At 70.4% G+C, this 13,521-nt stretch carries 13 protein-coding genes; 4 read left to right on the forward strand and 9 right to left on the reverse strand.

The annotated features are described in order from the left end of the window. Window positions 1-149 precede the first annotated feature (149 nt). Genes E2F49_RS13815 through E2F49_RS13825 form a run of 3 tightly spaced genes read left to right on the forward strand, consistent with a single transcriptional unit; the run spans window position 150 to window position 1,146 of the window. Window positions 150-434: a DUF4031 domain-containing protein gene (locus tag E2F49_RS13815; RefSeq protein ID WP_133394549.1), complete on the forward strand. Its 285-nt coding sequence runs from the start codon at window positions 150-152 to the stop codon at window positions 432-434. 59 nt (window positions 435-493) lie between these two features. Continuing rightward, the gene (locus E2F49_RS13820) at window positions 494-736 is read left to right on the forward strand and encodes a DUF3297 family protein (RefSeq protein WP_133394423.1); all 243 of its coding nucleotides are present in this window, start codon (window positions 494-496) and stop codon (window positions 734-736) included. Window positions 737-771: 35 nt separating this feature from the next. Beyond that, on the forward strand, window positions 772-1,146 hold the full coding sequence (locus E2F49_RS13825) for a YciI family protein (protein ID WP_133394424.1): 375 nt from the start codon (window positions 772-774) through the stop codon (window positions 1,144-1,146). Between the two features lie 256 nt (window positions 1,147-1,402). Here E2F49_RS13825 and E2F49_RS13830 read toward each other — a convergent pair whose 3' ends face one another. The 8 genes from E2F49_RS13830 to E2F49_RS13865 form a co-directional block, all read right to left on the reverse strand. Continuing rightward, on the reverse strand, window positions 1,403-1,978 hold the full coding sequence (locus E2F49_RS13830) for a DUF4410 domain-containing protein (protein WP_165971244.1): 576 nt from the start codon (window positions 1,976-1,978) through the stop codon (window positions 1,403-1,405). Window positions 1,979-2,311: 333 nt separating this feature from the next. After that, entirely contained in the window at window positions 2,312-3,613 is a 1,302-nt protein-coding gene (locus E2F49_RS13835) for a DUF58 domain-containing protein (RefSeq protein WP_133394426.1), read from the reverse strand. Window positions 3,614-3,899: 286 nt separating this feature from the next. Beyond that, window positions 3,900-4,892, reverse strand: coding sequence for an AAA family ATPase (locus E2F49_RS13840; protein ID WP_133394427.1), 993 nt, complete (start codon window positions 4,890-4,892; stop codon window positions 3,900-3,902). Window positions 4,893-4,902: 10 nt separating this feature from the next. Further along, complete coding sequence (locus tag E2F49_RS13845) at window positions 4,903-6,030, reverse strand: DUF4350 domain-containing protein (RefSeq protein ID WP_133394428.1); 1,128 nt, start codon at window positions 6,028-6,030, stop codon at window positions 4,903-4,905. After that, window positions 6,030-7,652, reverse strand: a complete 1,623-nt coding sequence (locus E2F49_RS13850) for a DUF4129 domain-containing protein (protein WP_133394429.1) — start codon at window positions 7,650-7,652, stop codon at window positions 6,030-6,032. The genes E2F49_RS13845 and E2F49_RS13850 overlap by 1 nt, the downstream gene beginning before the upstream one ends. After that, on the reverse strand, window positions 7,642-8,643 hold the full coding sequence (locus E2F49_RS13855; RefSeq protein WP_133394430.1) for a stage II sporulation protein M: 1,002 nt from the start codon (window positions 8,641-8,643) through the stop codon (window positions 7,642-7,644). The genes E2F49_RS13850 and E2F49_RS13855 overlap by 11 nt, the downstream gene beginning before the upstream one ends. Next, window positions 8,640-9,341 (reverse strand): RDD family protein, encoded by a 702-nt coding sequence (locus E2F49_RS13860; RefSeq protein WP_243713611.1) that lies wholly within the window; start codon window positions 9,339-9,341, stop codon window positions 8,640-8,642. Before E2F49_RS13860 ends, E2F49_RS13855 begins: the two co-directional genes overlap by 4 nt. A gap of 61 nt (window positions 9,342-9,402) precedes the next feature. Then, window positions 9,403-9,945, reverse strand: coding sequence for a gamma carbonic anhydrase family protein (locus tag E2F49_RS13865; RefSeq protein ID WP_133394431.1), 543 nt, complete (start codon window positions 9,943-9,945; stop codon window positions 9,403-9,405). Between the two features lie 58 nt (window positions 9,946-10,003). Here E2F49_RS13865 and E2F49_RS13870 point away from each other — a divergent pair, with 58 nt between their 5' ends. Beyond that, window positions 10,004-11,419, forward strand: a complete 1,416-nt coding sequence (locus E2F49_RS13870; protein ID WP_133394432.1) for a coniferyl aldehyde dehydrogenase — start codon at window positions 10,004-10,006, stop codon at window positions 11,417-11,419. 14 nt (window positions 11,420-11,433) lie between these two features. Here the strand turns inward: E2F49_RS13870 and E2F49_RS13875 are convergent, their stop codons facing one another. Then, the gene (locus E2F49_RS13875; protein WP_133394433.1) at window positions 11,434-13,389 is read right to left on the reverse strand and encodes an LTA synthase family protein; all 1,956 of its coding nucleotides are present in this window, start codon (window positions 13,387-13,389) and stop codon (window positions 11,434-11,436) included. Window positions 13,390-13,521: the final 132 nt, after the last annotated feature.

Here is a 13,521-nt window from a genome sequence, read left to right on the forward strand (position 1 = left end):
CGTCGACATTCCCCACCGCGCGAAACGCTGTGTCCGATGCAGAAGATTCGAAAGTCGATGACCGGGCGCATGGCCCGCATGCATGCGTCCCCGCATGCGGCCGCTATGATCGCGATCCCACGATGATGTTCATGTGCAGGGCCTTTGCGATGACGGTCTATGTCGACGACGCGGTCCATCCCTGGCGCGGTCAGCGCTGGGCGCATCTGCTCGCCGATACGCTCGACGAACTGCACGCATTCGCTGCGCTGCTCGGCGTGCCGCGGCGCGCGTTCCAGGACCGCACCAGCGGTGCGCATTACGACGTCACGGCGGACATGCGCGAACGTGCGATCGCGCTCGGCGCGCGTCCGATCTCGCGACACACCGATCGTGCGCTGGTGCATGCGGTGATCGCGAATGCACGTCGACAGGGCCGCGGCGAGGCGCCCTAGGTGAAGCCGGCACGTGGCGGCGGTATCCTGCGCGCAGTTCCCACGCCACCGTACCTGCCATGACCGACACGCCCCCCGATCATCTGTCCAACGACCCGCGCAGCCCGCACTACGACGAAGCGGCGATGAATCGCGGCATCGGCATCCGCTTCAACGGCAACGAGCGCCGCGACGTCGAGGAGTACTGCGTCAGCGAAGGCTGGATCCGCGTGGCTGCCGGCCGCGCGCTCGATCGCCGCGGCCAGCCGCTGACCGTCAAGCTGCGCGGGACGGTGGAACCGTATTTCCATCTCGACGCCTGACGCTTGCCCGCCCGCGCTTTTTCCGGAGACGCCCGATGCAGTACCTGCTGCTGATCTACACCGATGACGCGTTGATGGACGGACTGGCGGAAGGCGAGTTCGACACGATGATGCGCGGCTGCCTGGAACACGCGGATGCGCTGCAGGCCGAAGGCACGCTGGTCGGCTTCCAGCAACTCGAACACGCCAGCACCGCGAAGACCCTGCGCACGCGTGGTGGTCGCACACAGGTGTTCGACGGTCCGTTCTCGGAGACCAAGGAAATGCTCGCGGGCTTCAATCTGATCGAAGCCGACAGCGAGGAAGAGGCGCTGCGCATCGCCCGGGAATTTCCGTGGGCGCGGACCGGCAGCATCGAAGTGCGACCCGTGCGCGACGTCGCGCAGGTGCGGGCGCGCGCGGGCGCCTGAGTTTCCGCGTTGCCTGATGCGAAGGGCCGCCGTGTGCGGCCCTTCGCGTTGCAGGGAAGTGCCTGATCGAAGTCAGCGGTCGCGTAAGCCGCCCGATGATGCGTGGCGGCATGCGACGGAGGAGCGGTCCTGCGCATCGTCAGCCGCACCCGGCCCGCTGCGAGCCCGCGCGGCAAAGACCGTCAGATGCCGCCGGAAGGCGACACCTGCACTGCACGCTTGCTGCCCGTCGAGCGCAACAGCACGTCGCGCAGGTTCAGCCGCCGCGCGCTTCGGCGACGATCTGATCGGTAATCGCCTGCACCTGCTTGGTCGTCATCGGCGCGAAGATGCCCTGCCAGGCGCTCGACGTGGTGTCGTAGCTGCGGGTCGCGGCGACCCTGCCGCCCGGTACCTCGATGAACTGCGCACTGGCCTTGATGTGTGCATTGCCGGTCATCACGCCGAGGCCGTAACGCGCGCCGGTGGACACGTAGCGATAGCTGTCGACGCGCACGACCACGACCACGCCGGGCGGATCCAGCGAGGACGGACGGCTGTCGCGCACGCTGCCCTGGAGGCCGGCGGCCGTCGCGGACGTGCGGATGGCGTCGTTCCACAACGCGCGGAAGTCGGCCCAGTCCTCCTGCGCGCGGGCGGTGTCGCTGCCTTCGACGACCAGCACGATCTGGCGGACATCGCCGTTGATCGCGACAGGATCGACCGGCGCGGCCGCGGGCCGCTGCACGGTGGCCGCGCACGCGGACAGCAGCGCCGCGGCAGCGAGAAGGCTCAGGGAACGGAACGCGCGCAGGGCGCGGGATGCGGGTGTTGCAGGGGCAATGGCGTGCATGGCGGGCCTCGTCGGATGGCGGTCACGCACGCATCGGACACGTCCCCTGCGCCGCGTCCGGTGCGCGCGTCCGCAGCCTAGCGCGGGGGCATTCGGGTTTCGTGAAGTCCGACTCCGCCATCCAAGCGGAAGCCGAAACTCCGTCATTCCGGCGGCTTCTAACGGACGTACGTCCGGTCAAGCCGGAATCCATTTTGACCCTTGCGAGAAGCTCGCCAAGAAGCAACGGCCGAACAGCCAAATGGATTCCGGCTTCCGCCGGAATGACGAGATTATTGGTCTTTCGCGACACCTCCGTTCGCGCCGGAAAAGGCAACTCGCGCTGCAGAGCCGCTACAGCAGCCCGTCCCGCTTGACCGCCAGATACCGCTCCACCAGCGCCGACGGCAACTCTTCGCCGGTGACGTCCAGCACCGCGATGCGGTGGTTGCGCAGCGCATCGTGCGCGGCCTTGCGCTGGGCGAGATAGCGTGCGGTCGCGCCGGCATGGACGGCGTCCTGGTGTTCGCGGACCTCGGTCGACAGCACCTCGTCGAGCGCACGCTCGCGCAGCGAGGCGACGATCACCACGTGCCGCTTCTGCAACATGCGCACCGCGGCCAGCACGTCCTCGATGTCCTCGTCGCGCAGGTTGGTCACCAGCATCAGCAGGCCACGGCGCCGCTGGCGCAGCGAGAGTTCCGTGGCGGCGGCGAGGTAATCGGTTGCGACCGGCTGCGGTTGCAGGTCGTGGCTGACGCGCAGCAGCGTGTCGACCGCGCCCATGCCGCGTTGCGGCGCCATCCATCGGCTTTCGCCACCGGTGGCGAACAGACCGACCGCATCGCCCTGGCGCAGCGCGAGATAGGACACGACGAGCGCGGCATCGAGGGCGTGGTCGAAATGCGACAGCGCGCCGTCCTGCGCGAGCATGCGCCGGCCGGTATCGAGCACCACGACCAGCTGCTGGTTCTTCTCGTCCTGGTACTCGCGCGAGATCAGCTTGCGCGACCGCGAACTGGCCTTCCAGTCGATCTGGCGCAGGCTGTCGCCGACACGGTATTCGCGCATCTGGTGGAAGTCCGTGCCCTCGCCACGCCGCCGCTTGATGTGCGCGCCGACCAGGCGCGAGGCACGGTCGGCACTGAGCAGGGCGAAGCGCGTCAGCGGTGCGAAGTTCGGAAACACGCGCACCTGCTGGCGCGTGCCCGCGTCGCGCCGCTGCCGCCACAGACCCAGCGGCGAACGCAGTCGCAGTTGCACGCGTTCGAACACCGCCGCGCCGCGGACGTCGGGTTGCAGCGTGTAGTCGACGCGCGACACCGTGCCGGGCGCCAGTCGCAGGCGACGCGGCAGGCCCTCGACACGCCAGCCCGGCGGATGCAGGTCGAAGACCTCGATGTGCTGCGCCTGCGGACCGCCTTCGATCTGCAACCAGACGTGCCTTGCGATGCCGATCGGCCAGGCCTCGGACATCGTGCGCGCGACATCGGGCGTGGGCCGGCGCGTCAGCAGCATCAGGTCGAGCACCGACAACACCACCAGCACGCCGCCGAACACGTTCCACGGCAGCACCGCCGGCGACCACAGCGACGACGCGATGCCGCCCAGCCCCCAGACCACGAGCAGCACGATGAGCGCCAGCGTCGGCCTCATCCGTGCGCGTCCCGGTAGGGGCGCGACATGGCCAGAACCTGTTCAAGATCCGTCGCGAGCGCAGCAGGGTGGCGCGTGGTGGAGCGCAGGAAGCGCAGGAAGCGCAGGAAGCGCAGGAAGCGCAGGAAGCGCAGCGTACGTGTGGTACGTGAGCATTGTGGTCGCCATCCATGGCGCCCACCCTTCGGGCCAGCGGCAAGCGCTGTCAGGGATCGCAGTTCTGCAATCCCTTCCGAGCACCGCACGCGCGCCACCCGGCAAGCGCAGCAGGATATTGAACAGGTTCTCACTTGCGCGGCGCTTCCACGCGCGCGAGCAGCGCCTGCAAGACCTGATCGGCGTCCTGGCCTTCGATCTGCAGTTCCGGCGCCAGCGCGATGCGGTGGCGCAGCGCCGGCGTCGCGATCTCGCGGATGTCGTCGGGGGTCACGAAGTCGCGACCCGACAGCACTGCCTGCGCGCGCGCCGCGCGGACCAGCGCCAGGCTGCCGCGCGGGCCGGCACCGAGTGCGATGCCCGGCCACTTGCGGGTCGCGGCGACGATGCGCACCGCGTAGTCGATGACCGCCGCATCCACCACCGTCGCCGCCGTGCCCTGCTGCAAGGCGACGATCTCGCCGGGCTGCAGCACGGTTTGCAGTTGCGACAGATCGAAGTCGGCCGCGACCTTGCCGCTGCTGATCGCGGTGACCATCGCGACTTCGTCGGCGTGCTCGGGATAGTCGATCAGCACTTTCAGCAGGAAGCGGTCGAGCTGCGCTTCGGGCAGCGGGTACGTGCCTTCCTGCTCGACCGGGTTCTGCGTCGCCAGGGTCATGAAGGGCGGCGGCAGTTCGAAACTGTGGCCTTCGATCGTGACCTGCTGCTCCTGCATCGCCTCGAGCAGCGCCGACTGCGTCTTGGCGGGCGCGCGGTTGATCTCGTCGGCCAGCAGCAGGTTGGTGAAGATCGGGCCGCGGCGGACCACGAAGGTCTCGCTCTTGGTGTCCCAGACCGCGTGGCCGCTGACGTCGCTGGGCATCAGGTCGGGCGTGAACTGCACGCGGGCGAAGTTGCAACCCAGCGCCGCCGACAGCGCGCGCACCAACAGCGTCTTGCCCAGGCCCGGCACGCCCTCGATCAGCACGTGGCCGCCGGCGAGCAGCGCGACCAGGATCTGGTCGAGCACTTCGGGCTGGCCGATGAAGGCCTTGGAGACTTCGTCGCGCACCGCGGCGACGCGCGCGGCGAGCGCATCGCCGGTGATCGGGGCGGACGGGGACACGGGCAGCTCGGTCATGGTTCGGCTCTCAAAGTGCGTTGCGCATCTGGATCAGTCGGGCGATGCGCTGGCGGAAGCCGGTCGCATCATCGGGTCGGGGCGCCTGCAGCGCGTCACGCACCTCGCGCGGCGACAGGCCGGTGCGCGTGGCGATCGCTTCGATGCCGGCCTCGCCTTCGAGCGCGGCAGCCAGCGGGTCGCGGCGGCGCAGACGCTCGAGGAAGGCGGCACGGACCGCGTCATAGAGCAGCGGCGCGCGGCCATAGCGCACGAGGTGTTCGCCGCTGGCGCCCACGTGCTCGAGCAGCGCGCGGCGCGCGACCGGCGGCGCCGGCAGGACCGGGCCGAGCCGCTGCGTGCGCATCCACAGCCACGCCAGCAGGGCCAGCAGCAACGGCCCCCAGGCCATCCAGCCGTGCCGCAGGATCTGCACCCAAAGTGGCGGCACGCTGGCTGCGTAGATCAGGTGCATCGTGCCCTGGCCCCAGTTCGGCGCGAGCAACTGCCGCGTCAGGATCAGATGTGGCGGCTCGCGCAGCGCGTCGTTGCGCATGAAGTCGAAGTCGGCCAATACGTCGATCACGCCGTCGCCGTGGGCCAGTCGCGCGAACACCAGGCCGTCCTCGCCGCCCTCGCCCCATTCGGCCAAGGGCTCGGCATCGACCAGCAGGAAACGGCGCCCGTTGCAGAACTCGACGTGGCCTTCCTGGCCTTCGACCAGCAGCGGTTCGCACTGCGTGCGCCCGGCGACGGTCTGCACGCTGATGCGCGCCAGCAGATCGCCGGGGCGCGTCCGTTCGTCGCTGCGACGCGGCAGCGGCGTGCGCACCAGCAGATGGCCGCCGGCGTCGACCCAGTCGAGCAGCGCTTCGACTTCCGAGGGCAGCAGATTGCCGGGATCGCTGAAGAGCAACACCGTGTCGCGCGGACCGGGCGGCACGGCCGCCAGCTGCAGACGCTGGCGCGAGCGCGCGGGCACGCCATCGGCCACCAGCGACTCTCGCAGTGCGTACAGCGGGTTGTAGGCGGCCTCGCCGCGCGGCGGCAACTCGACGGTGTCGTCGACACGTTCGTGGGTGTGCAGGAACCACAGCACGCCCAGCGCGACGATCAGCGCGCCGAGCAGTGCGAAGCCGATGCGGGCGGGCCAGCGCATCAGGCGCGCCATCCGAAGCGCGGTGCCAGCCGCGCGAGCAGCGCATCGAGGCCGGCGTCGTCGGGCAACCGCTGGCCGTAGGCGGCGCGCTGCCACACGCGGACCATGTCGGCGAAGGCGTCGCGGTCTTCGTCGTCGGGCAGCCGGCGCGAGGCGCGCAGCACCTGCGCTTCGGTCGCGCCGGGCACCAGGGTCACGCCGGCGCGCACGGTCATCGCCTCGACGCTGCCGCGATACAGCAGCGCCAGCGCGCGACGATGCCGGCCTTCGGTCCACAGCCGGCGAACCTCCGCGACGAGATCGTCGGGCAGCGCTTCCGGCAACGGCGGTGCGTCCTCGACGACAATCTCGCTGGGCTCGCGCAGCGGTCCGAGGGCGTCGCGCATCCACGGCCACCAGCGCCGCGCGGTCCACGCCAGCACAAGCACGAGGATTGCCAGCACGATCCACAGCCCGTATTCGGCGATCAATGCGAACACCTGCCCGACGGCAGCCAGGACACCGAGGTTCGGACCGGCGCGGTCCTTCCGGTCGTCCTCGTCGTCGGTCGGCTTGCGCTGCCAGCGCTGAATCTCGCGCTTGTTGTCGAGCAGCGGATCGGCATACGCGCGTTCGACCGCCTGCGCGAAGGCCTCGCTGTCTTCGACCTCGCCGAACACGCCGGGCAGCGTGGGCGCCTGCGGTGTCTCCGCGTCGACATCCTTCTGCGGCGTGGACGCGTGATCGTCGTGGCGCCAGGTCTTGGTCGGATGGATCTCGCGCGCGGTGTCGCCGGTGTCCTGCGCCGCGCCGTCCTGCGCATGCCCCGACAGCGGCATCGCCAGCAGGCCGGCCAGCAGCAGACCCACTGCGAACGTCGCTGCCGGTGCCAGCCGCGCGCGCAGACGGCGGAAGGCGATCTCCAGATCCCAGGCTTCGAGTTGCGTGCGTCGATTGAGATACAGGCCGAAGCCTGCGCCCACGTAGAACGGCTCGACCAGCGACATTGCCGCCCAGAACGCCAGATTGCCGAGCACCTGCACCCAGCGCGGCGGCTGTTCGGAGATCAGCGCCCACATCGCGCGCGCGGATTCGGACAGCAGTTCGGTCGGCAAGAACATCAGCACCAGCAGCGCCAGCGACAACAGCAGCGCGGTCACGAACAGCTGGCAGATCGTCGTCAGCAGCAGTGCGTGGCCGCCGATGCCGTCGGCGACGAGGCGACGGCGTTGCGCGAGCGGCGGCCCCGACAGGCCTTCAAGCAGATCGACCGGCAGCGTCACCGCGCGCCACGGGCTGAAGCGTCGCCAGGTCAGATGGCCGATCAGCGGGCGCCAGCCCCACTGCAGCTGCGCCGCTGCGGTCGCACGGAAGCCCGGCGCGGCACCGAACACCGCGCGCGACAGCACGAACATCGGCACGCGGTCGAAGGCCGGCTTGATCCACCACAGCAACAGCGCGGCCAGCCAGAGCTGGTCGATCGCCCAGCCCAGCGCATTGAGCAGCACGAAGACCGGCAGACCGAGCAGCAACGACGGCAGCCAGATCGCGCGCGCATGGCGGCGCACCAGCGCATTGCCGAGTTCCATCGCCTCCCAGGCGCTGCGCGGCCGCAGTTCGACCTGCACGGTCTCAACGCGCATCGGCCACTCCGCGTCCACCGCGCCACAGCCACAGCAGCGTCAACAGCCACAGACCGCCACCGACGCCGAACTTGACCGGATCGGGAATCGACGCCGTCGACGACCAGAACGCCTCGACGAACGCCGCGAACACCAGCATGAAGAGAATGCCCAGGCACAGCCGTCCACCTTCGCGACCGGCCTGCACCAGGGCATCGATCCGGCGCAGTTGCCCGGGTGCGACCAGTGCCAGGCCCAGCCGCAGGCCGCCGGCGCCGGCGATGACGATCGCGGTCAGCTCCGGCGCCGAGTGACCGACGACGAAGCGCCAGAACGGTCCGCCGTGGCCGATCGCCTGCAGGTGCCCGGCCACGGTGCCGATGATCACGCCGTTCGACAGCAGCACGAAGATCGTGCCCAGCCCGGCCAGCAGCCCGCTGGCGAAGGTGCGGAAGCCGATGCTGACGTTGTTCCAGATGTAGTAGCCGAACATCTGCATGTCGGTCTGGCTTTCGCGTGCCAGACGTTCGGCATGCGAGGCCGGGTCGTACATCGCCTCCATCTGCGCCAGCTGTCCCGGTGACATCACCCCGTAGGCGAGTTCGGGCTGGACCTGCAGCAGCGCGTACATCACCACCAGCGGCAGCGCGAACAGCACCAGCGAGGCCCACAGGCAACCGCGCTGCGCGCGCACCAGCCGCGGAAAATCCGCCATCAGGAACCGCAGCGCACTGCGCCACGGCGGCGGCGCGGGCCGGTACAACACGTTGTGGCCGCGCTGCATCAGCGCCTGCAGCCGCGCGGTCACCTGCGGGCTGTAACCGCGGTGCCGGGCCAGTGCCTGCTGCTGGCACAGGCGGCGATAGCGCGAAGGCATGTCCTCGTCGGCCAGGCCTGTCCAGCTGCGGCGCGTGGCGCGCGCCCGGCGCGGGCTGCCTTCGCGCGCATCGAGCCACTGCTCGAACGCATCCCACTCGGCCGCATGCCGGGCGACGAACGCCTCCTGCCTCATGCGCGACGCCCCAGCAGCCAGTTGGCGACGCCGAGCAGGCGCATCACACCGGTCTCGCCGCGCGCTCCGGTGACCGGCGCGACGATGTCGGCCAGTTCGCGCTGGCGCGCGTCCGTGAGCGCATGCGCGCGTTCGGCGAATGCGATCACCGCCAGTTGTTCGTGCGCCTGCAGCGGCGCGGCCGGCGCGAGCGGCGAAACCTGCAATGCGGCGGTGCGGGTGCGCTCGCGCGGCGCGTGGATCACCAGCGTGCCGGCGACCATGTCGCCGAGCCGTCGGCTCCAGGGATCGGCAAGGCTCGCCACCAGCCCGGCGCCATAGCCGAACGGCAGCATGTCGACGGTGCGCATCAGATTGCGCACGAAGCTTGCCATCCAGCCGATCGGTGCGCCGTCGGCGGACACCACGCGCAAGCCCAGCGCGCGCTTGCCCGGCGTCTGCCCGCCGTACATCGCCTCAAACACCACCGGGTAAGCCCAGAACACGACGAACAGCAGGATCAGATACACGCCGTTGCCGAACGCGCCGAGCATCCCCAGCACCATCGAGATCGCCATCAGCAGGGCCATGCGGATCGCCAGATCGATCAGCCACGCCAGCGAACGCGGCACCGGACCGGCGGCGGGCAGCCGCAATGCGACGCCCTCGGGCGTGTGGACCTCGCGCACGGTGTCGAGCATCAGGCGTCGCGACTCCATGCGCGCCGATGCGACCGTGTTCCTGCGGTGTGCGTCATGCGTCGTCCCTGCGCCGGCGTGCTCAGCCCGCCACGGCGGCGAGGTACTCGTCCTTGAGCCGCACGTAGTGCGCGGCACTGTAGTACAGGCCTTCGATCTGCGCGTCGTCGAGCGTGCGCACGCAGCGCGCGGGATTGCCGACCCACAGTTCGCGCTCACCCACGACCTTGCCGGGCGTGACTACCGCGCCGGCCGCAATGAACGCGTGCTTGCGCACCACCACGCCGTCGAGCACCAGCGCGCCCATGCCGATCAGCACCGCGTCCTCGATCGTGCAGGCGTGGATCACCGCCTTGTGGCCGATGGTCACGTCGCTGCCGATGACGGTCGGAAAGCCGCCGAGCTTCGCGTGCGGGCCGGCATGGCTGACGTGGATCACCGTGCCGTCCTGCACGCTGGTGCGCGCGCCGATGCGCACGTGGTTGACGTCGCCGCGGATTACCGTGGCCGGCCACACCGACGCGTCGTCGCCGAGCTGCACGTCGCCGATGACGGTCGCCGCCGGGTCCACGTAGACGCGTGCGCCGAGCGTCGGTGCGGTGTCGCGATAGGGTCGAAGGTCCATGGTTCGAGTCTACCCGCGGCCCGCCGGAATGGCGCGATGGCGGCGCTACACTGCGGCGATGGACGCCCCTGCCCCCGCCGCCGCGACGCCGCTCGCCGATCTGCAGCCCACGCTCGACGCCCTGCGCGCGGCGTGGCGCGACCGGCGTCCCGATGCCGCGCAGCGGCGCGACGATCTCGCCCGCCTGCGCGCCGTGTTCGCGCGCCGGCTCGGCGACATGGCCGATGCGATCTCCGCCGACTTCGGCCATCGCGCGCGGCCGGAGTCGTTGATCGCCGACGGCATGACCGTGCTGAGCGAGATCGACGCGCTGCGCCGTCACCTGCGCGGCTGGATGCGCCCACGCCGCGTCGGCGCCGGCTGGCGGCTGTGGCCGGCGCGCGCGGAAGTGCGGCACGTGCCGCTGGGCGTGGTCGGCGTCATCGCGCCGTGGAACTATCCGGTCAACCTGGCGCTGATTCCGCTGGCGACCGCGATCGCGGCCGGCAACCACGTGTATCTCAAACCCTCCGAACACACGCCGCGCAGCAGCGCCTTCCTGCGCGAACTGCTGGCCGAGGTGTTTCCGCCCGGGCGCGTCGCCGTCGCCCTCGGCGATGCCGATGTCGGCGCCGCGTTCGCCGGCCTGCCGTTCGACCATCTGGTGTTCACCGGTTCGACCGCCGTGGGCCGCAAGGTCATGGCCGCGGCAGCGCCGAACCTCACGCCGCTGACGCTGGAACTGGGCGGCAAGTCGCCGGCCATCGTGTGTCCGGACTATCCGCTCGACAAGGCCGCCGCGCGGCTGGTCACCGGCAAGCTGTTCAACGCCGGCCAGACCTGCATCGCGCCCGATTACGTGCTGGTGGATGCCGCGCGCCGCGACGCCCTCGTTGAAGCCCTGCGCTACGAGGTGCGCGGCCGCTATGCCGATGCCGGCGTGCGCGCCGCCGACTACACCCACATCGTCAGCGACGCGCAGCACGCGCGGCTGACCGGTCTGCTCGACGATGCGCGCGCGCGCGGGCTGACCGTGCTGCCGCTGCTCGACGAGGTCTCCGGAGCGCGTGCACTCGCGCCGACCGTCGTGGTCGACCCCGACGACGATGCCGCGGTGATGCGCGAGGAAATCTTCGGCCCGATCCTGCCGGTGATCGCCTACCGTTCGCTGGACGCGGCCATCGCCTTCGTCGAAGCACGCGAACGCCCGCTGGCGCTGTACCCCTTCGGCGAACGCGCGCAGGCGGAAGCCGTCCTGGCCCGCATCGTGCCCGGCGGCGTCACCGTCAACGACACGCTGCTGCACTTCGCCGCGAACCGCCTGCCCTTCGGCGGCGTCGGCCCCAGCGGCATGGGCGCGTATCACGGCCGCGCAGGTTTCGACGCGATGACCAAGGCGCTGCCGGTGCTGTGGCAGTCGCGCATCGCGGTGACCGACTGGTTGCGGCCGCCGTACGCCCGCATCGCGAAGCTGGTGGATCTGCTCGCGCGCTGACGCGCGGCGCTTGGTCAGCGCACTGGCGCGGACTGGTACCACCCGCGTTCGTAGGCCAGCGATCCCCACAGCGCCTGCGCATGCGCCTCGCGCGCCAGCAGCGGCGAGAGCGGCGCCGGCTCGAGCGGCGTGCCGGGCGTGTAGCGGTACTGCGCGGGCGGCTTGTCGGGCTGCAGCACCACGACGTCGTCGCCCTGCAGCCAGGCGAAGTTGCGGTCGTATTGCATCAGCGCCCGGCCCGGCAGCCGCATCGCCGCGTCGGACAGGTCGCGGCCGGTCATCGGGGTCGCGTCGCCGATGCCGATCAGCGACAGCAGCGTCGGCCCCAGGTCGATCTGGCTGGCGAGGCGGGCATCGCGACGCGGCGCGATGCCGGCGCCGAGGATCAATCCGGGAATGTGGAAATTGTCGATCGGCACCAGGTCGCGCCCGAACACGCGCGAGTCGTGGTCGGCGACGACGAGGAACACCGTGTCCTTCCAGTAGTCGCTGGCCATGGCGCGATCGAAGAAGCCGCCCAGCGCATGGTCGGCGTACCTGGCCGCGTTGTCGCGCGTCTGCAGCGGCTGCTCCACCGGCGTGATGCGGCCCTCGGGAAACTCGAAGGGGTCGTGGTTGCTGGAGGTGAACACGAAACCGAAGAACGGTGTGCCGGCTGCATGCAGGCGCGCGAATTCGGCATCGGCACGGGTGAACAGATCCTCGTCGGACACGCCCCAGGACCCGACGAACGCCGGATGGCGATAGTCGCGCTGCTCGACGATGCGGCCGAAGCCGTTGCCGAGGAAGAAGCCGCGCATGTTGTCGAAGTGGCTTTCGCCGCCGTAGTAGAACGTGGTGTCGTAGCCGTGCGCGCGTAGCACCTGCGCCAGGGTGAAGAAGCCCTGCTGGCTGCGGTCACGCTTGACCACCGCCTCGGCCGGCGTCGGCGCGAAACCGGCGACGACGGCCTCGATGCCGCGCACCGAGCGCGTGCCCGTCGCATAGAGCCGCTCGAACGCCCAGCCCTGCGTGCTGAGCCGGTCGTACTCGGGCGACAACGGACGTCCACCGAGGCTGCCGATGAACTGCGCGCCGAGGCTTTCCTCGAGCACGATGACCAGATTCTTCGGCTTGCCCTGCCACGTCGGCACGCGTGCGGCGCGCGTCGGCTGGTGCGGGTCGGTGAACGCGGACGCCGGCAGGCCGGTGCCGCGGCGCACGGCGGCGACCACGTCGGCATCGGGCAGTGTGCCGTACAGCGCCTGCGCGGTTTCCTCGTGGCGCGCCCAGCCGTGCAGCGCGAATGCCAGCGAGTAGAACGAGTTCAAGGGCAGCACGTTGACGGTCGGGTTGTGGCTGAAGGCCAGCATCGCCGGGTTCATCGGCCGGTGGCCCAGCGTCGAGCGCACGCCGAGCGCGGCGCCCAGCAGGATCACGATCACGAGCAGGACCCGCCAAGGCAACGCGATCTCCGTGCCGAGCACCGACGGCCACCAGCGGCGCGCCAGGCGGGTCGTGCCCCAGGCCGCCAGCGCGGTCAGCACCAGCACCGCGATGCATTCGACCAGCCTGCCCTCGAGCAGCATCGCCAGCACTTCGCGCGGATACACCAGGTACTCGACGAACAGGCGGTTGGGCCGCAGCCCGTACTCGTGCATGAAGCCGGGCGTGACCAGTTCCAGCCACACCAGCAGGGTCATCGCCGCGGCCAGCCAGACGATCGCCACGCGCCGCACGCCGCGCCCTGCCAGCGCGCGTGCCGGCACCAGCAACAGCAACGCGGCCAGCGGACCGAACAGCAGGCACAGGCTGGCGATGTCGACGCGCAGCCCCTGCAGCAGCACCGGCGCCCAGCCGTCGACGTCCGACACCTCGGCGTGATGCCACAGCGACAGGCCCAGACGCGAGGCGCAGAGCACCACCAGCCCGAGCATGCACATGCCCAGTACCGGGCCCAGTCGCGCCAGCGCAGCCTGCAGAGTCCGCATCGTCGATTCCGTGCACCGCGCAGCGCGGCGATGCCAGCGTCGGCGGTGCCATGTCGGACCGCGGTGGGAAAGATGTCGGAGAACTGTCGGAACCCGCGCGGCGGGCGCCGTATCATCCGCAGCGTCAGGGAG

The sequence above is a fragment of the Luteimonas terrae genome, assembly GCF_004358165.1.
GTDB classification, from domain to species: Bacteria; Pseudomonadota; Gammaproteobacteria; order Xanthomonadales; family Xanthomonadaceae; genus Luteimonas; species Luteimonas terrae.

Coding starts and splice junctions, on each gene's coding strand:
- E2F49_RS13815 (WP_133394549.1), top strand. CDS start 150: ATGACGGTCTATGTCGACGACGCGGTCCATCCCTGGCGCGGTCAGCGC.
- E2F49_RS13820 (WP_133394423.1), top strand. CDS start 494: ATGACCGACACGCCCCCCGATCATCTGTCCAACGACCCGCGCAGCCCG.
- E2F49_RS13835 (WP_133394426.1), bottom strand. CDS start 3,613: ATGAGGCCGACGCTGGCGCTCATCGTGCTGCTCGTGGTCTGGGGGCTG.
- E2F49_RS13870 (WP_133394432.1), top strand. CDS start 10,004: ATGGACGCCCCTGCCCCCGCCGCCGCGACGCCGCTCGCCGATCTGCAG.
- E2F49_RS13840 (WP_133394427.1), bottom strand. CDS start 4,892: ATGACCGAGCTGCCCGTGTCCCCGTCCGCCCCGATCACCGGCGATGCG.
- E2F49_RS13875 (WP_133394433.1), bottom strand. CDS start 13,389: ATGCGGACTCTGCAGGCTGCGCTGGCGCGACTGGGCCCGGTACTGGGC.
- E2F49_RS13855 (WP_133394430.1), bottom strand. CDS start 8,643: ATGAGGCAGGAGGCGTTCGTCGCCCGGCATGCGGCCGAGTGGGATGCG.
- E2F49_RS13830 (WP_165971244.1), bottom strand. CDS start 1,978: ATGCACGCCATTGCCCCTGCAACACCCGCATCCCGCGCCCTGCGCGCG.
- E2F49_RS13860 (WP_243713611.1), bottom strand. CDS start 9,341: ATGGAGTCGCGACGCCTGATGCTCGACACCGTGCGCGAGGTCCACACG.
- E2F49_RS13845 (WP_133394428.1), bottom strand. CDS start 6,030: ATGCGCTGGCCCGCCCGCATCGGCTTCGCACTGCTCGGCGCGCTGATC.
- E2F49_RS13850 (WP_133394429.1), bottom strand. CDS start 7,652: ATGCGCGTTGAGACCGTGCAGGTCGAACTGCGGCCGCGCAGCGCCTGG.
- E2F49_RS13825 (WP_133394424.1), top strand. CDS start 772: ATGCAGTACCTGCTGCTGATCTACACCGATGACGCGTTGATGGACGGA.
- E2F49_RS13865 (WP_133394431.1), bottom strand. CDS start 9,945: ATGGACCTTCGACCCTATCGCGACACCGCACCGACGCTCGGCGCACGC.